At 40.1% G+C, this 20,902-nt stretch carries 14 protein-coding genes and 1 tRNA gene; 11 read left to right on the top strand and 4 right to left on the bottom strand.

Going from position 1 to position 20,902, the window contains the following annotated elements; genetic code table 11:
* Positions 1–162: 162 nt before the first annotated feature.
* Both tgt and queA read right to left on the bottom strand, forming a co-directional pair.
* On the bottom strand, positions 163–1,296 hold the full coding sequence (gene tgt / locus ASU03_RS04085) for a tRNA guanosine(34) transglycosylase Tgt (protein WP_057830991.1): 1,134 nt from the start codon (positions 1,294–1,296) through the stop codon (positions 163–165).
* Positions 1,297–1,402: 106 nt separating this feature from the next.
* The gene (gene queA, locus ASU03_RS04080; RefSeq protein WP_057830589.1) at positions 1,403–2,488 is read right to left on the bottom strand and encodes a tRNA preQ1(34) S-adenosylmethionine ribosyltransferase-isomerase QueA; all 1,086 of its coding nucleotides are present in this window, start codon (positions 2,486–2,488) and stop codon (positions 1,403–1,405) included.
* A 263-nt stretch (positions 2,489–2,751) separates the two neighbouring features.
* Between queA and aceK the strand changes: the two genes are divergently transcribed.
* The 8 genes from aceK to ASU03_RS04040 all read left to right on the top strand — a co-directional run bounded on the left by aceK (position 2,752) and on the right by ASU03_RS04040 (position 12,134).
* Positions 2,752–4,512 carry a bifunctional isocitrate dehydrogenase kinase/phosphatase gene (aceK, locus tag ASU03_RS04075; protein ID WP_057830588.1) on the top strand — a complete coding sequence of 587 codons (1,761 nt, stop codon included), beginning with the start codon at positions 2,752–2,754 and terminating at the stop codon, positions 4,510–4,512.
* A 157-nt stretch (positions 4,513–4,669) separates the two neighbouring features.
* Positions 4,670–4,746, top strand: a tRNA-Trp gene (locus ASU03_RS04070).
* A gap of 213 nt (positions 4,747–4,959) precedes the next feature.
* Positions 4,960–5,337: a DNA polymerase III subunit psi gene (locus ASU03_RS04065; RefSeq protein WP_057830587.1), complete on the top strand. Its 378-nt coding sequence runs from the start codon at positions 4,960–4,962 to the stop codon at positions 5,335–5,337.
* Entirely contained in the window at positions 5,334–5,834 is a 501-nt protein-coding gene (rimI, locus tag ASU03_RS04060; RefSeq protein ID WP_057830586.1) for a ribosomal protein S18-alanine N-acetyltransferase, read from the top strand. Before ASU03_RS04065 ends, rimI begins: the two co-directional genes overlap by 4 nt.
* 448 nt (positions 5,835–6,282) lie before the next feature.
* A complete protein-coding gene (locus ASU03_RS04055; RefSeq protein WP_057830585.1) occupies positions 6,283–6,531 on the top strand; it encodes a hypothetical protein in 249 nt (82 codons plus the stop codon).
* A 425-nt stretch (positions 6,532–6,956) separates the two neighbouring features.
* A complete protein-coding gene (prfC, locus tag ASU03_RS04050) occupies positions 6,957–8,537 on the top strand; it encodes a peptide chain release factor 3 (RefSeq protein ID WP_057830584.1) in 1,581 nt (526 codons plus the stop codon).
* Positions 8,538–8,919: 382 nt separating this feature from the next.
* Positions 8,920–10,680, top strand: coding sequence for an arginine--tRNA ligase (gene argS, locus ASU03_RS04045; RefSeq protein ID WP_057830583.1), 1,761 nt, complete (start codon positions 8,920–8,922; stop codon positions 10,678–10,680).
* A 557-nt stretch (positions 10,681–11,237) separates the two neighbouring features.
* Entirely contained in the window at positions 11,238–12,134 is an 897-nt protein-coding gene (locus ASU03_RS04040) for a TatD family hydrolase (RefSeq protein WP_231731480.1), read from the top strand.
* A gap of 76 nt (positions 12,135–12,210) precedes the next feature.
* Here ASU03_RS04040 and ASU03_RS04035 read toward each other — a convergent pair whose 3' ends face one another.
* Complete coding sequence (locus ASU03_RS04035; protein ID WP_057830581.1) at positions 12,211–12,924, bottom strand: hypothetical protein; 714 nt, start codon at positions 12,922–12,924, stop codon at positions 12,211–12,213.
* 152 nt (positions 12,925–13,076) lie between these two features.
* Here ASU03_RS04035 and serB point away from each other — a divergent pair, with 152 nt between their 5' ends.
* The gene (gene serB / locus ASU03_RS04030; protein WP_057830580.1) at positions 13,077–14,087 is read left to right on the top strand and encodes a phosphoserine phosphatase SerB; all 1,011 of its coding nucleotides are present in this window, start codon (positions 13,077–13,079) and stop codon (positions 14,085–14,087) included.
* A gap of 81 nt (positions 14,088–14,168) precedes the next feature.
* On the opposite strand, the gene ASU03_RS04025 is transcribed toward serB, so the two are convergent.
* The gene (locus ASU03_RS04025; protein ID WP_057830579.1) at positions 14,169–16,637 is read right to left on the bottom strand and encodes a PilZ domain-containing protein; all 2,469 of its coding nucleotides are present in this window, start codon (positions 16,635–16,637) and stop codon (positions 14,169–14,171) included.
* Positions 16,638–16,932: 295 nt separating this feature from the next.
* On the opposite strand from ASU03_RS04025, the gene radA reads away from it, so the two are divergent.
* Together radA and ASU03_RS04015 are read left to right on the top strand one after the other, a co-directional pair.
* Positions 16,933–18,321: a DNA repair protein RadA gene (gene radA, locus ASU03_RS04020; RefSeq protein ID WP_057830578.1), complete on the top strand. Its 1,389-nt coding sequence runs from the start codon at positions 16,933–16,935 to the stop codon at positions 18,319–18,321.
* A 242-nt stretch (positions 18,322–18,563) separates the two neighbouring features.
* Complete coding sequence (locus ASU03_RS04015; RefSeq protein WP_057830577.1) at positions 18,564–20,837, top strand: S9 family peptidase; 2,274 nt, start codon at positions 18,564–18,566, stop codon at positions 20,835–20,837.
* Positions 20,838–20,902 lie beyond the last annotated feature (65 nt).

The raw sequence follows: 20,902 nt of genomic DNA, 5'->3' as shown, positions 1-20,902 counted from the left end.
CTTTCGCTCAATTGAGGCGTCAAAGGTACTCACTGACTAACGTCAGCTCCGTGCATTTTCCTTTCAATTGAACCCAATAGCTGCAAAATACTAAGCCACTAGATTTATTAAACGTTGATAATTATTTACTACTTAAACTTGTTTTTTAGTTAAGGCTTAAAGCTAAACTTGCTTACTACCTGTCGCTAATGGTGGTACAGGTAAACCACGTAAAGCATAAAACTCTTCTACAAAGGCGTCTAATCTACCTTGCTCGATGGCATCACGCAAACCTTGCATTACTTTTTGATAAAAATGTAGGTTATGCAGGGTATTTAACTGCGAGCCTAAAATTTCTTTACACTTATCTAAGTGATGCAAGTAGGCACGTGAGTAGTTTTTACAGGTATAACAATCACAGGTATCATCAAGGGGGCCAGTATCTGTTTTATGAGCGGCGTTGCGAATCTTAATAACGCCCGTATTGACAAATAAATGACCATTGCGGGCATTACGTGTTGGCATAACACAATCAAACATGTCAATACCACGACGAACACCTTCAACTAAGTCTTCTGGCTTGCCTACTCCCATCAGATATCGGGGCTTATTTTTAGGTATCAAGGGCGCAGTATGATCTAATATACGGATCATATCTTCTTTAGGCTCACCTACCGATAAACCACCAATAGCATAACCATCAAAGTCTATGGCTTGTAAACCAGCAACAGAGACTTCACGTAAGTCTTCAAACATACCACCTTGCACTATACCAAACAGCGCATTAGGACTATCGCCATGCGCATCTTTTGAACGTTGCGCCCAACGAAGTGATAACTCCATAGAGTCTTTTGACTCTTTGTGGCTTGCTGGATATGGCGTGCACTCATCAAAGATCATGACAATATCAGAGTTTAAGCTACGCTGCACTTCCATTGAACGCTCAGGAGTCAGCATAATTTTTTCACCATTAACCGGCGAGCTAAAACGAACACCTTCTTCAGTTATTTTGCTCGTTTTTCCTAAACTAAAAACTTGGAAACCACCTGAATCCGTTAAGATTGGCTTATCCCAATTCATAAAACCATGTAAGCCACCATGTTGTTCAATAATGTCAGTACCAGGGCGCAGCATCAAATGAAAGGTATTACCTAAAATTATATCTGCGCCAGTCGCGGCAACGTCCTCTGGCTTCATACCTTTAACCGTACCATAAGTACCGACGGGCATAAATGCGGGCGTTTCCACGACCCCACGATCAAAGGTTAATCGACCACGACGTGCTTTACCATCGGTGGTAATTAACTCATAGGTCATTTTATTTTTTACAGTTTTAGTCATAAAGTTTTCTCTCTCACCTACTAGCTAAACAGGCTGGCGGTGCTTGCTTTTAAAATAATATTTTTGCTTAACTAACGATTACTTAGCTCTTGCTTTGCTCTTTTTTCGTTAACGCTTGTTTGGTCAAGAACATAGCATCGCCATAACTAAAAAAACGGTATTCTTTATCTATAGCATGTTGATAAGCTGGCATTATATGCTCATAGCCGGCAAAGGCACTGACTAACATAAGTAAGGTTGACTCTGACAAATGAAAGTTGGTCACTAAAGCATCTATAAGTTGAAATTGATAGCCTGGAGTTATAAAAATATCCGTGTCACCATAAAAAGCGCTTAAGGCTTCACCTTTATCTTGCGCAGCTTTAGCCGCACTTTCGAGGGAGCGTACCGAGGTGGTACCAACAGCGACAACTCGGCCACCAGCCGCTTTAGTTTTTGTTATTTGCGCAACTACTTTATCTGACACTTCCACATATTCAGCGTGCATAACATGATCGGCAATCTCGGCCACTTTAACCGGTTGAAAAGTACCTGCACCGACATGCAAGGTAATAAATGCCAGCTCAACACCCTTGGCTTTAATTTTCTCTAATAAGGCATTATCGAAATGTAAACCAGCCGTTGGTGCTGCCACCGCACCTGGCTTTTCATTATATACCGTTTGATAACGTTCTTTATCACTGTCTTCATCGGGGCGGTCAATATAGGGCGGCAGTGGCATATGACCTATGTCATCTAAAATAGCTAACACAGATTGCTCACCGGTAAATTTCAGCTCGAAAAGAGCACCATGACGGGCCACCATGGTTGCTTTCACTTTACCTTGCCCCTCGCCATTACCTAAGTAAATTTCACTGCCGACTTTAGGTGATTTACTGGCGCGAATGTGAGCAAGCGCGGTGTTGTCATCGATAATACGTTCAACCAAGACCTCAATTTTACCACCACTGGCTTTTTGACCGAACATTCGAGCAGGGATCACTCGAGTGTTATTAAAAACCAGCAAATCACCTGGATTTAATTGCGCAACAATATCGGTAAAAACGCCATCAGTTATCACACCAGTATTACCATTTAAGGACATTAAACGGCTAGCACTACGCTCGGCTTTTGGATAACGAGCAATAAGGGCTTCGGGTAATTTGAAGGAAAAGTCTGAAACACGCATGATATTGGCTATTTTTTGGCTTAAAAAAGGTGTGATTTTAGAGCTGCGAGCCCTTGATAGCAAGTTAATTCGTACTTTTAGCTCTTTAGCGTAAACCTTAACAGTAAAGCACAGTGAGCAAAGTTATCTTTAATGACATTATTGCCCGTGATATCCACTATTTATGAAAATAATCTCAACACTAAGGGTTTTAGTGTATGTTGGTAAATCAGCCAATATTGACTTAACACCTACTTAAAACTGACTAAAGAGCTAATTGCCCTATGAGAGATGAACTTGCTTTTACTATAGCCAACACCATCATTAACGGCTTTGAACGCCATATTTCTCTTTTCATTGAAATTACTCAATCAGCCCGAGAGCGGTTTCAACAATGCCAATGGCATGATGTACATCGTTCGGCCAGAGCGAGGACCAACTTTTATGATGAACGGGTAAAGGAAACCTTCAATTGTATTAAGGCCGATTTAAAAATTAGCTCACTTGATAACACTTTATGGCAACAGGTTAAAGTCGTCTACTCTGATTTATTAACTGAACATAACCAGCCAGAGTTAGCGGAAACCTTCTATAACTCAGTGTTTTGTCACTTATTTGAGCGTAAGTATTATCACAATAATTATATTTTTGTCGAAAGTACTGCGCACCGCCTTGATGATAAAGCGGTTCCTGACATTTACACCTCTTATCAACCACAAACCCTTGGCTTAAAACAAACGATTTGTGACATTATGAATAGTCACCGAACGGTGATTCCCTTTGATAACCTCGGCCGTGATGTCGACGCACTTATTAAAGCCTTTCGTCGTGATGCCCATAAAACTCGCGTTAAATTAGCAGATTTACAGTTTGATATACTTAACTTTACTTTTTACCGTAATAAAGGCGCTTACTTAATTGGTCGAGTATTATCCCCCGCAGGAGAAACACCTTTTATTGTAGCGGTACTTAACAACGAGAAAGGCGGCTTATATTTAGATGCTTTACTGACCACCAGCGAAAGTATGGCGGTAGTTTTTGGTTTTGCCCGTGCTTACTTTTTTGTCGATTGCCTACACCCCTATGCTCTGGTTAATTTCTTACAAGGGCTTATGCCCCATAAAACCAAAGCAGATTTATATTCCGCTATCGGTTTTCATAAGCATGGCAAGACCCAGTTTTATCGAGATTTCCTCAATCACCTCGATAGCAGTGACGATCAATTTGAATTAGCCGCCGGCATTAAGGGCATGGTGATGTCGGTATTTACCCTGCCCTCTTATCCTTACGTCTTTAAAATTATCAAAGATAAATTTTCTCCCAGTAAAAACATAACTAAAAATGATGTAAAGGGCAAATATCGCTTAGTTAAACTGCACGATAGAGTGGGTCGCATGGCTGATACCATGGAATATTCAGAAGTCGCCTTTCCCAAAGCACGTTTTAACGATGAACTGTTAGCTGAATTACAAAAAGTGGCAGCGTCCATTATTCGTTATGAAGGCGAAGGAAAAGACGAACTGATTATTATTGAACATCTCTATATAGAGCGCCGCATGGTGCCACTTAATCTATACCTAATGGATGCGTTAAAAAATAAAGCCCAGGAAAAAATAAATCAAGCCATGTTTGGTTATGGCGAGGCCATTAAGCAGCTGATCTCGGCTGATATATTTCCAGGAGACATGTTACTGAAAAACTTTGGCGTAACTCGCCATGGCAGGGTGATCTTTTATGATTATGATGAAATAACGTATATGAATGAAGTCAACTTCCGGGTAAAACCTAAAGCCATTACCGAAGAACAACTCTATGCAGCCGAGCCATGGTACAGTGTTCTACCTGGGGACATGTTCCCAGAAGAGCTTGCCACTTTTGCACTGGCTAACCCGAGTTATTTAACAGCCTTTAAGATATATCATCAAGATTTATTAACGCCGGCTTATTGGCAGCAGTGTCAGCAAGATGTTGCCAATGGTATTTATAAAGATGTATTCCCTTATCCCGATAAATACCGATTTTGTCACCAAAAATTTATCACTTAATGAATAAGCGTTAACTTAGCACAAAGTAAAAAGGTAGATGGACTGGCTACTTTACTGCCAGTTTGTTGATAAATCAGGCAAACAACCGCTATTTAATAAAAAATCAGCATTTGTGCTTTACCTTTTAGCGCGCATCAGTATAATTCGAATCCGTTGCAGGGGTGTAGTTCCAATTGGTAGAACAGCGGTCTCCAAAACCGATGGTTGGGAGTTCGAGTCTCTCCACCCCTGCCATTTCATCTTCTGCTTAATCTTAATAGTTTTTGTCTAATCCCCGAATAAAATAGCTAATAATTTATCAAGTTATTAGCAGTAAAACATCTGATAAACAGCAAAGAAATGACGACTAAAGACATTCGATCAAGCATAAATATATCTGCTTTTCGTTAGCGATAAATTCTGTCATTATATCCAACCTTAAATCTAACCGCTAATGAGCCATCACAGATGAGCATTAATCAAAATCAATTTGAGCAACTAACTGAAATGGGTATTAGCCTATGGCAGAGCCGCTCGCGTGATAACAAGAATGATACCGCTCAGGATCATGTACAAAGTTATCTTGATATTGATTTAAAAGATTTAGCTAAACAGCAATTATTTAATGATATTTTGCTAGCTGCAGGACTGAGTATCGGTGAAATCAAACATCAAGGTGACCACTTAGATTTAGGACTCTTTAACTGGTATTTCACCTCGAAATCATTACCCGGTGAAATGCACTGGCTTGAGCAGCAGTTAATCACCCCTGCTATCGCTGAAATTTCAAAGTCGCCTACGCTTAAAAAGCAACTGTGGCAAATACTAGGTAAACAAACACAATGAGTCATTCCTCAAAGCTAAACAGCCATAATTTTACTGAAATAAAACCCGCCGATGTCGATAAGTTAATGTTAATAGAGCTTGCTTGCCACTCACATCCGTGGAGCGAAAAAACCTTTTTAAGCTGTATCGGTGGCCGTTACTTTGGTGAAAAACTTAGCCCGGTAATACCGGGAGAAGTAAAATCGCCACAAGTTGCAACGGCCATTGGTTTTTATATTGGTGAATACGTTGTCGGTGAAGCCACGCTTATGGATATTTGTATACTGCCAAGTGAGCAAGGTAAAGGCTATGGTAAAGTCTTACTTAAGCAATTTTTAGCGCAAGCGAAAAAACTCGGCGCAACGAAAATATTCTTAGAAGTACGTGCAAAAAACATCGCGGCACACATGCTCTATATGAATGCCGGTTTTATCGAAATTAACCGCCGCACAGGGTACTACCCTAGCAGTTCAGGCTTTGGTTATGAAGATGCTATCGTGATGTCACTCACTTGCTAATATATATACCCGTCACCATTCAAAGTGCTCGATTTCAGTGGGAATTAACATGGCTTTAGGCAAGTGAAATAATTGCAGCATAGTCATTCTATGGTTTAATTATTTAACGCGGTATAAAGTCATGTTAAACCCATCGAAGAAGCGTTTGAGCAACATCACTTCATCGTTGCTATGATTTATAAGGGAATAACCATTATTTCATCACAGCGCCTTGAATTGAAATTGCTCAAGCACTCTGAAACATGCATCTTGAATGGTAACGGGTATAGTTCTTGATCGAACAAGTAACCGCTCTAGCTTTAAATAACAATTTAGCCACAACATTAACAAAATACCACATTTCGATACGTAAACTAGCTAGTTAATCCCGCTCTTTTAGCTAAGATAGTTAACAACTTTCTTAGCTACATTGCTAACAAGATTCCTAACCATTAATAGGGAGAGCAACATGTTTACTAAAATCAATCCTACCACAGATAGCCAGTTATCAAATGAAGGTGTTGCCAACCTTATGGTAAATGATGCATTAAAGAACATTAGCAAATTAACCGGACTGAACCAACAGCAGGCTTTTGCATTATTCCTGAGTCAGGTGAGCCGACAGAGCAATCAAGTTAGCCTTGAAAGCACCTCAAAAGTACACTCTCCATTATTAGAAGGAGATGAATCTCAATTCATTGCAAGTCTATTTAATTAATGCTGGGTAAGTAAATCAAGTACAAATACGGTTAAATTTTAAAATCCTTTTTTTTGTCGACTATTATTGTCTGTAATATTCATGATGTTAATCCCTATGGGGTGATATAGCTGCTCTGACTTTAGCCATATCACCCAGAAACCCCCCGTATACCTTTAAGCCCTAAAAGCCGCTAAATCAAAGCTAAAAACTAAGCTTGAACCAGCTAATAGCTCAACCCATGCTGAGCTATTAGCTATCTTCTGCCCCACCGCGCTACCACTACGACAATCAATATAAAAAGTTAGTGCTAATAACTATGCTTTTTTCAGATCAGCTCTATTTTAATGATACAATATATGCAATTTTCTCATCATTATGAAAAGCCCTGTACTAAACCAAGTGCTAAAGGTGCTTCTCTACTATTTACTTAACAGGTAATTTGCATGTCTGTACAGCAACAGCAAGTCGACTTACGTCGCACCTTTGCTATCATCTCTCACCCCGATGCGGGTAAAACCACCATCACCGAAAAGGTACTTTTGTTTGGTCAAGCCATACAAAGAGCCGGCACGGTAAAAGGTAAAAAATCAGGTCAACACGCAAAATCTGACTGGATGGAAATAGAAAAAGAGCGTGGTATCTCAATTACTACCTCGGTAATGCAATTTCCTTACAAAGACTGTTTAGTAAACTTACTTGATACCCCAGGTCATGAAGATTTCTCGGAAGATACCTACCGGACATTAACCGCCGTTGATTCTTGTTTAATGGTCATTGACGTGGCCAAAGGTGTTGAAGCACGTACCGTTAAATTAATGGAAGTTACTCGTCTACGCGATACTCCTATCATTACTTTTATGAACAAAATGGATCGTGATGTCCGCGACCCTATTGAAGTCATGGATGAAGTTGAAGACGTTTTAAAGATAAAATGTGCCCCGATAACTTGGCCAATAGGTATGGGTAAAGAATTCAAAGGTGTTTATAACTTATTGACCGATGAAATATTTTTATATCAATCAGGCCTAGGCCACATGATCCAAGAAAAGCGCGTCATTAAAGGCCTTGATAATCCGGCGCTTGATAAAGCCATTGGTCCGTTTGCTGAAGATTTCCGTGAAGAAATGGAGTTAGTACTTGGCGCCTCCCATGAATTTGATTTAGATGCTTTTCTAAAAGGTGAGTTAACACCGGTATTTTTTGGCACCGCACTCGGTAACTTTGGTGTTGATCACATGCTTGATGGTCTGATCAAATGGGCACCTAAGCCCTTACCTCGCAAAACAGATTTACGTACGGTAAACCCGGAAGAAGAAAAATTTACGGGTTTCATTTTCAAAATACAAGCCAATATGGATCCGAAACATAGAGACCGTATTGCTTTCATGCGTATTTGCTCAGGTAAGTATGAAAAAGGCATGAAAATGAAACAAGTGCGTATTAATAAAGAGGTCAGAATTGCCGATGCGGTAACCTTTATGGCTGGTGATCGCTCAAACGTTGATGAAGCTTATGCCGGCGATATTATCGGTTTACACAACCATGGCAGTATCCAAATTGGTGATACCTTTACCACAGGTGAAATGATGAAGTTTGGCGGTATCCCTAACTTTGCCCCGGAAATGTTCCGCCGTATTCGTCTGCGCGACCCACTAAAAGCTAAGCAACTGCAAAAAGGCTTAATACAGTTATCTGAAGAAGGTGCGGTGCAAGTATTTAGACCTTTTATTAACAATGACATGATTGTTGGCGCGGTTGGTGTATTACAGTTTGAAGTGGTTGTGCACCGATTGAAGAGCGAATACAAGGTTGATGCTATTTACGAACCGATTAATGTTGCTACCGCACGCTGGTGTACTTGTGATGATGAACGCACTTTAGAGCAATTTAAAAAGAAAGCCGGTGATAACCTAGCCTATGACGGTGGTAATAACTTAACGTATATCGCACCAACTATGGTTAATTTATCACTCGCGCAAGAGCGTCATCCTGATATTCAATTCCACTCGACCCGTGAACACTAGTTTGGCTTCCTAGTTTGTCATTTTACGGCGTTGCTTAATCATTTTTATGCAGTCACTTAGTGTACTAAGCTCCTTTATAAAAATGACCAAGCGCCTGGTAAAATAAGCAAACTACTTTGCCAAACATGAGAAGTATAATATTATTTTTGATGCTTGCTAAAGTCCAATTTAGTTTGCAAACCTGAGCGAATTAAAAAAGTTTTGATGCTCTATTAAGTAAAAAATCAAAAATAATAAAAAATAAATTTCACTAACTGCGTAATAGCTTCTTTATCGCAGTTAGTTGGTTCAAGACAGAAGAAAATGCGCGGAATTGACGCATGTCAATGAGCACGATTGATGAATGTATTGAGCCAAATAACAATGATAAAGAGTCTATTAAATGAATATTAAAGAAATATTGAGTGAAAAAATCAGTGCTGCTATGGTTGCTGCGGGATTGCCTGAAGGCACGAACCCGGCAGTTAGCTTATCTAACCGTCCAAATTTTGGTGATTATCAAGCTAATGGTGTGATGGGCGCAGCAAAAAAATTAAAAACTAATCCGCGCGAGTTAGCTACTAAGGTTGTTGCGCACCTTACCTCAAGTAAAAACCTAGACGGTATCGCTAGCAAAATCGAATTAGCCGGCCCTGGCTTTATCAATATTCACTTATGTGAAAATTGGTTAGCGACACAACTAAATACGGTTGCTCAAGATGTTCACCTCGGCGTAAGACAACGTGGTGTTAACATCGATGATCAACAGCAAACTGTCGTGGTTGATTACAGTGCACCAAACCTTGCCAAAGAAATGCACGTTGGTCACTTGCGCTCAACCATTATTGGTGATGCGGTAGTACGCGCGCTAGAATTTCGTGGTGACAAAGTTATTCGTCAAAATCACATGGGTGATTGGGGTACACAATTTGGTATGTTAATCGCGCACTTAAGCGATAAATTGGCCAGCGAGCAAGTGGCTGAAACGGCCCTTAGCGATTTAGAAAACTTTTACCGTGAAGCAAAAGTTCGCTTTGACAACGAAGAAGGTTTTGCCGATAGAGCGCGTGCTGATGTCGTTAAATTGCAAAGTGGTGATGCGGATTGCGCCAAATTATGGCAACAATTTATTGATATCTCCATTGCCCACAGTGAAGAAATCTACGCTAAGTTAAATGTTTCATTACAGCGTACCGACATTATGGGCGAAAGTGCTTATAACGACGATTTATCAAGGGTAGTTGATGAACTCATGGCGAAAGAGATTGCCGAGGAGAGTCAAGGCGCTAAAGTTGTTTTTATTAATGAAATGGCCAACAAAGATGGTGATGCACCTGTGTTCATCGTACAAAAATCGGGGGGCGGTTTTTTATATGCCACGACTGATTTATCTGCGTGTCGCTACCGTAGTGGCAAGCTAGCGGCTGATCGCATCCTTATATTTACTGATGCTCGCCAAGCATTACACTTTAAACAAGTGGAGATCGTTGCCCGTAAAGCTGGCTTCTTACCTGACAATGTAAGTTACCAACATTGTCCCTTTGGTATGATGATGGGCGATGATGGCAAGCCCTTTAAAACGCGTACTGGCGGTACTATCAAGTTAGCAGAATTACTTGATGAAGCTATCGTTCGTGCAGCGGCATTAATCAAGGAAAAAAACCCAGAAATCACTGATGATGATTTAGCCGTAATTTCAAAGAAAGTCGGTATTGGCGCCGTTAAGTTTGCCGATTTATCGAAAAACCGTACCAGTGATTATATTTTCAACTGGAAAAGCATGTTGAGCTTTGAAGGCGCTACCGCGCCTTACTTGCAGTACGCTTATTCACGTATTCAAAGTATATTCTCTAAGGCCGATAGCCTTGATAACACTGCCACTATTAACATCATTGAACCACAAGAAAAAGCCTTAGCATTAAAGTTATTACAACTTGAAGATGTCATTGATGTGGTCATTAGTGAATGTACACCTAACTTGTTATGTAATTACCTTTACGAATTAGCCAGTCTTTACATGAGTTTTTATGAAGCCTGCCCTATTCTTAAAGAAGGAATTAGTGAGGAAGTTAAAGCGTCACGTTTGGCATTATGCCAAGTGATTGCCAACACTTTAAAACAAGGGTTAGATATATTAGGCATTGAAGTGATGGATCGCATGTAATTTATATAAATTTAGTTCTATTTAGCACAATTGATACGTCAAAAGTACTTACTGACTAACGTAGAACACTGTTGTCTATAATGTAACATACTGATTTAAAGGAAGGTGTTGCTGATGTGATAAGAGCGAGCTTCACAAGCATGACGGTATATGGATATACCCTTATTAGACAGTGCAGGAGCACACTGTCCTGATGTTTGTGTAGAGCCCCATGGACGGGATTATGTTCAGGAGGGACGGTATATCGCGGTGACAGGATGTCAAAGAGCGTGTACGCGTCTCGCTCGTTTACTCAACAACACCAAGCTACAACAGAGCCGAATTACTTGAGATTAAAAACCCATCTTGTCGGAAATACAGTTTATGTATTGTGGATTCAGAACAAACAAGCTTCATAATCACGACGGTGTATGGATACATCTTATTAGACAATGCATGGAGCATATTGTCCTGACGATTACGTAGAGCGTTCACGGATGGATTTACCGCGCTTTGCTTGTTTGAGCCGCAGTTCATAAACCACTACATGTGATAGCAAATAATTACGAGAGGAGGCAATGATGCAGTTTACCGATAGTCATTGTCACCTTGACGACTCTGTTTTTAGTGAGCAACTGCCCGCTTTATTAGCGCAATGCGCCAAATTGGCTATTAAGCGAATTATCGTGCCCGCCATTGCCCCCGATAACTTTGATAAAGTACTAAATCTAGCTCAATACCACCATAATAAGCCCATTAAAATTTACCCGTGTTTAGGTATTCATCCGTGGTTTTTACACGAATTAAACGATACTCATCTTGAACTGTTAAGTGAAAAAGTAACCCAGGCTAAAAATAACATTATTGCCATTGGTGAGATTGGTTTAGATGGTGCCATTATCAAACGCAGTGATGATCCCGCAGCAGAATTAGCAAAACAGCAACATTTTTTTGACTTTCAACTTAATCTCGCTAAACAGCAAAACTTACCGGTAATAGTTCATCATCGACAATCGCACGATAAAATCATGCCTTTTTTAAAACGCTACCAGCTAAACCGGGCCGGTATCATTCATGGCTTTACTGGCAGTTACCAACAAGCTAAGGGCTACCTAGATTTGGGTTTTAAACTCGGTGTTGGTAGTACCATCACCTATTCTCGGGCGAAGAAAACCATCAATACCCTCAAACGCCTGCCCTTAGACTGTTTAGTCTTAGAAACCGATTCGCCATCTATGCCCTTAAGCTCTGAGGTAATGGCTGCTGATGAGACGGGTAAAGACGTACTGACTAATAGCGAACTAACTGAACAAGAAAAACATAGGGTTTCTGCACATGCAGAAGCTAACGCCCCGGCAAACTCCCCAGTAAATTTAAGCAAGATTTTTGCCGTGTTAAGCACAATACGTGTAGAGAGTGCTGAAGAAATTGCCCGTCAACTGGAAGTTAATATTGAACGGATATTCTTTGACTAGCATCCTTAGTTGAGGTCTTTATTACAGATTTTTTTAAGGTATGAGCTTAAGCAAGTAATTATTAACGCTTAGCCGATCATTCTTTTGATAACGCGCTTTTAGACTTTGATCTGCTAGCAGACAAACGATAACCGCGTCTGCTAAAGCGGTTTAAGCCGCGAGTCAGCAGAAAACCGACTACACCTGCCACTAGCAGCATTAATCGCTGTAATGACTGCTGCTCTTTATCCGCTTTTGCTAATATCGCAATTAAATAAGTTGGCTCGATAGTAAAACGTAGGTAGCCATGAAGCTTCTCACTGGCTAAATCGCTATGGCGAATTTCTGCAATAAGAGGCGTTAACTTAGCACTTAGGTTACGTTGTTGGGGTGAAATGCCATATAGATCGTTAATACTTTTCGCTTTAGGACGAGCAATGCCACTAGCTTGCTTACCGTTTTTCAACGATGTGCTAGAGACGAACAGCCGGCCGGTGGCATCATATAAGTGTATTTGATTAACAAAATCAACCTGTACCAAGCCATCAAGGTAGCGTTGTAATATGGCTTTTTGTTGGTGTTTTTTTTTATACTCCTGCTCAAGTATCACAGTGACACCAACAATGGCTTGTTGTAATTGCAGCTTAGCAATAAAGTTAAAATGCTTAGTTAAATTATTACTATTTTTGATCCCGCTCGCTTGTAAGATACTGATCAGCACTATGATAAGCAAAATAGCACTAGCTAATTGCAGAATTTTATTATAAATCGACGATAATTTAGGGTATAAAGGCTGTTCGGCTTGCTTCATAAAAACACAGGTGACTATTTTAGCGCATTAATAGTCTCACTATAGTTAGATTATTAACTGATGTGAAGTTTAATATTTATAACATTCCCAAGCCACTTGAAGGTCCGTGTTTCATGTGGCTTGGGTATATACCAATACCCTAGAGAGTTAACGTGTCTTTTATCGCCAATGTATTACCCCTGTCCCTTGCACAGTATTTAGCCCAAAACCTACAAGATAAGCGATTACCCATTGCCTTTGACTTATCCGAGCAAGCACTTAACCTTGATAAACACCCGCTGGGCACAAGCTCGGCGCAAGATAAGATCGAATTGGTGGTATTTCAACAACTGACCCTGGCGCAACTGTTAGCAATACAAAGCAAAGTGAAGCTTGAAATCATCTCATTAACCACAATCAATCACCGTAATAATCAAACCAGCTGTCGTTTTCAAGTAAATTGCGCCGACTTTATACAAGCACGTAAAGCGCTGGCTGACTTTACCTTAGCCAATAAAGTTGAGGCGGCCTTATTAAGCCAAGTACCTCGCTTAAGTGAACCGGGTTTACTCGTCATGGATATGGACTCAACCACCATAGCAATAGAATGCATTGATGAAATAGCTAAACTAGCCGGTGTCGGTGAAGAAGTGGCAGCAGTCACTGAGCGCGCTATGTTAGGTGAGTTGGACTTTGCGCAAAGTTTACATCAACGTGTAGCGACATTAGCTGGCGCTCCGATAAGCATATTAAGTGATGTCGCCAAAGACCTGCCATTAATGGCAGGATTAAAGCCTTTGATTACCGAGCTTAAAAAGCACAACTGGCGTATAGCAATTGCTTCTGGTGGCTTTACTTATTTTGCTGACCACCTAAAAGAAACCTTGAATTTAGATGCAGCGTTTGCCAATACGTTAGAAATTATAGATGGCAAACTCACCGGTAAGGTATTAGGTGATGTGGTGGATGCACAAGTTAAAGCCGACTCTCTGGCTATATTGAGTAAAAAATATAACATTCCAAAAAGCCAAACAGTTGCCATGGGCGACGGCGCTAATGACTTAGTGATGATGGCAGCAGCAAGTTTTGGTGTTGCCTTTCATGCCAAAACGATTGTCTTAGCACAAGCTGACAGTAGCATTAACGTACAAGGTTTAGACTGCTTATTACATTGGTTAGCCTAACGAGTTAAGCTGATAAACAAAAAGCCCCAGCACTGATTGCTATCAATGCTGGGGCTTTTTTATATGGTAAATATAAGCGCGTTAGTACGACTTAGTGAATGAATACCTTAACAGTGTTTCTTGGGTGACATCAATCAATTGAACTAGCCCGGCGACACTATATATCTCTTGCTCAAGTTGTTTACCGCGATGTATGGCATAAGCGCTAATATAAGCTAACTCTGGGTTTAAATATTCCATATGGGCTTCATCACTACGCGACAGATTTAATTGCAAGGCAAAAAAATCCCCTTTTTTTAACGATTGCTTAATAAAGAAGTTTCGTAGTTGCGGGGTATTTAAGTCACTGTCCTGTTTTATAATTACCGATTTTTCAATATCGCTAACCGTGGTATTGATGGCGACATAGATAAGTTCACAAACAGCAACATCGCTTGCCAATAACTTTTTCATATGTTGATCAAGTAAACTACTGAGCTGAATATTGCCCAGTAATGGATATAAATTATAATAGCCATGACGATCGCTTAATCGTAACATCGCTGATAATAAGTTTTTATGATTTTGATAGGCATATTCCCCTGCCACTAGGGTTTCCATCTTATAACGACTACCACTTGATTGCACTATAGCGGTCGGTATTGCCATATTCACCGCATATAGGGTTCTTAATGCGCTGGATAAACCTGGGGTTAACATGGCATATTCATCAGGCGTTAACTTACTCTTATTTTTATCAATTAATAATTTAAAAAACGAACGACCAATATGTTGATGTTCTTTAATCGATACCCGTAAATTTACCACGGATTTATCTTTGCTGATCCTCATGACCTTATAGGGTAATTTTTTAAGGTCAAATGCTGAGGTGATTTTTTGCAATTTAGGAAAAGTTAAATAAACGATATCACCTTTAGTCAGTCGCGCAGGGTTTTGTATGTCAACTTTCAGTCCAGAAACCGAAAAATCTGCCGATTGTCCCGACCACTTTGACCCTTCACATTCAATGATAACTGGGGTCTTATATTTAAAACGCACTTCTTGACGTTGATGACCATAAGCTAGCGCTATTTCATCAATTCTGCAGCTTTGTTTATTACCCTGTGTATGACCAAAACTTTTCAGACGTCCAAGATCAACACCTTCATAACCCAAGGCTTGATAATCATTGAGAGCATTTACGTTAGTGACATCGGTTACCGTTACCAGATAAGGTAATTTGGCCAGAATAGCATTGACTTCATTGGTTAGCGGCGGGTTTAAATAACTCTGCTGCTTGGTCATCGCGGTAGACAAGGTAAACGGTGAATAAGCCTGTGCTGGGTTCACCGCGTGGGACCTTAACGCTGTGATGACAAAAGTACTTTTACTGGCCGCAAAAGCTAAAAATTGTTGAAAAAATGTATCATCGTCCTTAAGCTGCTCTTCATCGACAGTGTAGAAATACTTACGCCCCTTATGTTGATGAGTAAAGCTAAAAACTAACAAGCTTTTACCGGGTGGCAAGGTAACTAAACGCTGTAGTCGTTCCGCATTAATAAGGTAGTGCAAGGTAGAGTGTTTTTTATCGTCTAGCCAATATTGATATAATTTCTGATTATTTCTAGTCGTTAGCGCATAGCGAGGGATAGTATTGGCCACTGAGTCTGTACCCGTGCCATGCATAAAAACAACTAACTCATTCAATTTAACTAAAGCGTACTGCTCTAGGCTTCTCGCTTGTAATGCCACCAAGCTATTATCTAAATTTATTTTATAACGGCGTTTATTGCCTTGGATATAACCGGCTAAAAAACGTTCAAAACTATCATTATCAGGGATAGCTATGCGCTGGCAGCCAATAAGCTGAGTGCCAGAATCACGTAAGACATTTTTAACGTCAAAAGAAAACAAGCTTTCTTTATTAAATTGAAACTCTTGCTCTAAGCCAGTAAAGGCTATGGTTAACTGATCACCTTTAAAGACCGTCACTTCATTAATAAGTTTAAATTTGATACCGGTTACACTGAGATCAATACTGGTCGTTATCAGCTGCTGCTTATTCGACAAAGTTAAGGTGATCGATATAGCAAAGTTCATCCGCTCTTCCACGCGATCAGGGTAGTTTGCCAAAAGCTGTAATTTGGCGGGATATTGCAGTTTATCTATGGAAGATTTTTTATTATTCTCAATACTACTCGCGGTAACTTGTTCATTTTGATAAAGGTTACGAAAACTATTTTTGGCATCTTTTACCACCTCATAGACACCAAAAGTATAACCGCCATAAATCGCAACATTGTCATTGAACGTAGCAATAGCAACATTATCCAAAAAGTGACTTTGTCCTTGAAAGTCAAATAACTGGCACTCGCCATCAACCAAACCTCGTAAATCGATGGCTCGAGTACAAAGACCAGCTAAGCGTTTTAATTCCATTTTTAACAAAAATCTTTCTGTTTTTTTTAGGTGCTTGGTCACAGCACTAAAATTAGTTTCAAAATTATTACTGCTCACTTCACCACGAAAATTATTAATGATTTTATGGTGTTTGCTGAAATCTTTATTCATAATTTTATTATTAACTTCTCTTTACTCGCTGTTTTAATCGCAATCTATGACTTACATTGCAGGTTAACATTTTTTAGCTTAGACAAAAAAATCAAAATCATTATAATCTAACCGACTTTATCAAAATAAACCAAGCAATTTCTGTGCCTATCAACAAGGCAAGTTGAGCAAGGTACTTTTTCATCCTATGGTGTTTTCCTTGATAACGCTATAGTTAGTCCAATTAACATAATACATCTGCGATGACAGATCCTTATTACAATCACTTTATCATTTAAAGGTAGGAATAATCTCAATGGCAAAAGCAGCAAAAATCGAATTTGTATGCACAGATTGCGGCATGAATTTCACGCGCTGGCAAGGTCAATGCCGTTGCGGTGCTTGGAATACCGTGGTAGAAATGAGAATTCCTAAATCGACCAGTACAACTGCGGTCACCCGCACCGCAAAAACGGCAGGTTATGCGGGTTTAATTGGTGGTGGCTCTAAGAAAATTAACGAGATAGCCGCCTCCGATGCAGAAAAGATACCAACGGGCATAGGAGAGCTTGATCGTGTTTTATGCGGTGGTGTCACTCGCGGTTCGGTAAATCTTATTTCTGGTGATCCTGGTGCTGGTAAAACCACTTTGCTCTCAGAGCTGGTCGCTAACATGTCAAAAACGTCCGCCTCGCTCTATTGTACGGCGGAAGAGTCGCTCTCTCAGTTTAAGAACCGTGTCGACAGATTAAAACTAGATTACAACGAAGATAACTTGTATCTATTGGCTGAAACCAGTGTTGAGTCAATCATTGAAGAGTTAGATAACCACAACATTAAGTTTGCCGTTATTGACTCTATTCAAGCCGTTGTGACTGAAAATGCTAATGGCAGCCCTGGCTCACCCTCACAAGTAAAAAGCAGCGCGCAAGCACTAACCCAGTACTGTAAGCAAAATAACGTCACCATGTTTATTATCGCCCATGTTAATAAAAACAATGAGATTGCTGGTCCACAAACCTTAGTACATATAGTTGATGCACTGTTGCATATCGACACCAATGACGGACAAATACGTACCCTAAGAGCGAATAAAAACCGCTTTGGCGATATCGACACAGTCGGGATTTTCAGAATGTGTGAGCGCGGTATGCTCAGTGTGGATAATCCCAGTGAAATATTTTTATCCGGTTCGAGTACTGAATCGCCTGGTTCGACCATTACTTGTATTCGCAAAGGTAACCGAAACCTGCTGTTAGAAATTCAATGTTTAACCACTGAAACCGAGGCAGAGTTTCCGCAACGGGTTTGTGTAGGCTTGAACATGAATCGAATCAAAATGTTAACGGGTATTTTACGTAAACATACCAAGACGAAAATTTTTCACGATACCTTTTTCAATATTGTTGGCGGCTTAAGAATAGACGAGTCTGAAACCTGTATTGATCTCGCCTTGGTCAGTGCGCTATTAAGTAGCCTTAACGATTTTATTATCCCTAGAAATACCTGCATTATGGGCGAATTAAGTTTAAACGGTGATGTTAGGCCGATAGACAGTGGTGTTCCTCGCGTTAAAGAAGCTGCGCAGCATGGTTTCACCGAAATAGTCATTCCTTTTCGCAATTATCATAAGTCGATGGAAGGCTTAGGTGCCAATATCCGCCCGGTAAAAACCATTCATGAGCTCATTAAATTAATAACATAACCGCTAACAAAGCTAGTCTTAATATTGGTCTTTTTTATCGCTGCGCTAGTTTAACAAAGCCACGTTTGTTAAAGTGCGAGCAAACATGTACTGAAAGAAGTGTTGGCAAGGAAGTCTTACAGCAATCGGACTAATGAATCCGTTTACTATTAAACACAAAGCTCACAATTACCCTTTAGCTGACTAAATTAGATAGCCTAATTTAGTCAGCTAATAAGATAACTTAATAAGATAACTTTGCTATGAAATTTACCCTTAAAAAGGCACTTGTTGCCCTTGCTTGCTCATTAGCCTTACCGCTAAGTGCCCATGCAAATGATGACAACGCAAGTGACGAGACCACCAAAGCACCGAGTGCTCAGCAGTTAACCATTGAGCGCATTTATAGTTCGCCGTCCCTCAATGGTCAAACACCCAAGTCATTAAAGTTCTCCCCCGATGGTACCCGTGTTACCTATTTGCAAGGTAAAACTGAAGACTTGCACAGATACGACTTATGGGAATACAACCTAGCCAGTAAAGAAAACAAATTGCTGGTTGATTCTCAATCACTTTTTAGTGGCCCTGAGAATTTATCTGATGAAGAAAAAGCTCGCCGTGAACGCCAACGAATTTATGGTGTTGGCATTATGGAATATCACTTTTCTCAAGACGGCAGTGCGTTATTATTTCCTCTTAATGGTGATGTTTATTACTACCATTTAGCCAGTAAAACCGCTAAACGTTTAACCGAAACTGCCACTTTTGAAACCGATATAAAATTTTCACCTAAAGGCAACTTTGTTTCTTATATTCGAGAGCAAAATATCTATGTATTAAATATTGCCTCAGGTGAAGAACGTCAATTAACCCTAGATGGTGGCGGCACCATTAAAAATGGTATGAGCGAGTTTGTGGCTCAAGAAGAAATGTCACGAATGACTGGCTATTGGTGGTCACCCGATGAAAAGTACATCGCTTTTTTGCGTGTTGATGAAACGCCAGTACAAACGGTTATTCGCAATGAAATATACGCGGAGAAAATTGAATTAATTGAACAACGTTACCCGGCAACAGGTACCAATAATGTCCATATTCAATTAGCGGTTACCGATATCAAAGGTAAAAAAATTCGTTTTATTGCTCTTGGTGACAACCAAGACATTTATCTCCCACGAGTAAAGTGGCTTAACGACAGTAAAAAATTATCTTACCAGTTACAAAGCCGAGACCAAAAAACCTTAATATTAAAAACCTACGACTTAAAAAAACGCCGCCAAAAAACCTTGTTAACGGAAACATCGACTCACTGGCTTAACTTACATAAAGATTTGACCTTCTTAAAAGATAATAAAACCTTTATTTGGGCATCAGAGCGTGATGGTTACAAACACCTATACCATTATAAACTTAACGGTGAACTTATCTCACAGTTGACTAAAGGCGAGTGGGTAGTTGATTCACTGATCCGTGTTGATGAAAAAAAGGGTTGGCTGTACTTTACCGGCCGTGCCGATACACCACTTGAACGCCATTTATACAAGGTGCCAATGACAGGTAAGTCGCCTGAACATGTACAGCGTATTACCAAGCGTAATGGCTTTCATAACATTAACTTTAGCGCTACCGGTGAAAGTTATATTGATAGTTTCTCTAACACTAAAACCCCTAAGCAAGTAAGTTTACATTCAGCCACGGGTGAACACCTTACCTGGTTAGCCCAAAACGAAGTAACAGCTGAACACCCGGTTGCTCCTTATTATGATGACTTAGTTATGCCTGAGTTTGGCTCGCTAAAATCGGATGACGGCCAAGCGGACTTGTTTTACAAAATTTATAAACCAAAAAATATGCAACCGGGCAAAAAATATCCTGTTATTGTTAGAGTTTATGGTGGTCCCATAGCCCAACGTGTGACTAACTCATGGCAAGGCGCGGATATGACTCAGTTTATGCTGCAACAAGGTTATATTGTTTATCAGCTAGATAATCGTGGTTCTAACTACCGAGGTACTGCTTTTGAATTTCCAATCTATGAGACCCTTGGCCAAGTTGAAGTAACAGATCAAATAACGGGCGTTAAATATCTACATACCCTACCTTATGTCGATAAAGCACGTATTGGCGTGTTCGGTCACTCATACGGTGGTTATATGGCCTTGATGACTATGTTCAAAGCGGGGGACTATTTCAAAGCAGGTGTTAGTGGCGCGCCAGTTACCGACTGGATGCTTTATGATACTCATTATACTGAGCGTTATTTAAATCACCCGAAAGTGAATGCGGCAGGTTATCGACAAAGTAGTGTCTTCCCCTACGTATCTGGTTTAAGTGGGCCCCTGATGATTTATCATGGTATGGCTGATGATAATGTCTTGTTTACCAATACCACTAAGTTAATTAAAGCCTTGCAAGATGAAGGTAAGTTATTTGAATTAATGACCTACCCAGGCAGCAAACATAGTATGCGTGGTAAAAAAGTGAAAGTGCATTTAAATAAAACCATTATGGACTTCTTCAATAGACACTTTAAATAATCAAAAAATAAAATTTAGCAGCTATCATTTTATCGGTAGCTGCCTTTCTCCCCCCCCCCCCTTTC

The organism is Colwellia sp. TT2012 (assembly GCF_001440345.1).
Taxonomy (GTDB): domain Bacteria; phylum Pseudomonadota; class Gammaproteobacteria; order Enterobacterales; family Alteromonadaceae; genus Colwellia.
Note: the sequence above shows the minus strand (reverse complement) of the source record. Positions and strands in the feature narration are given on the sequence as shown.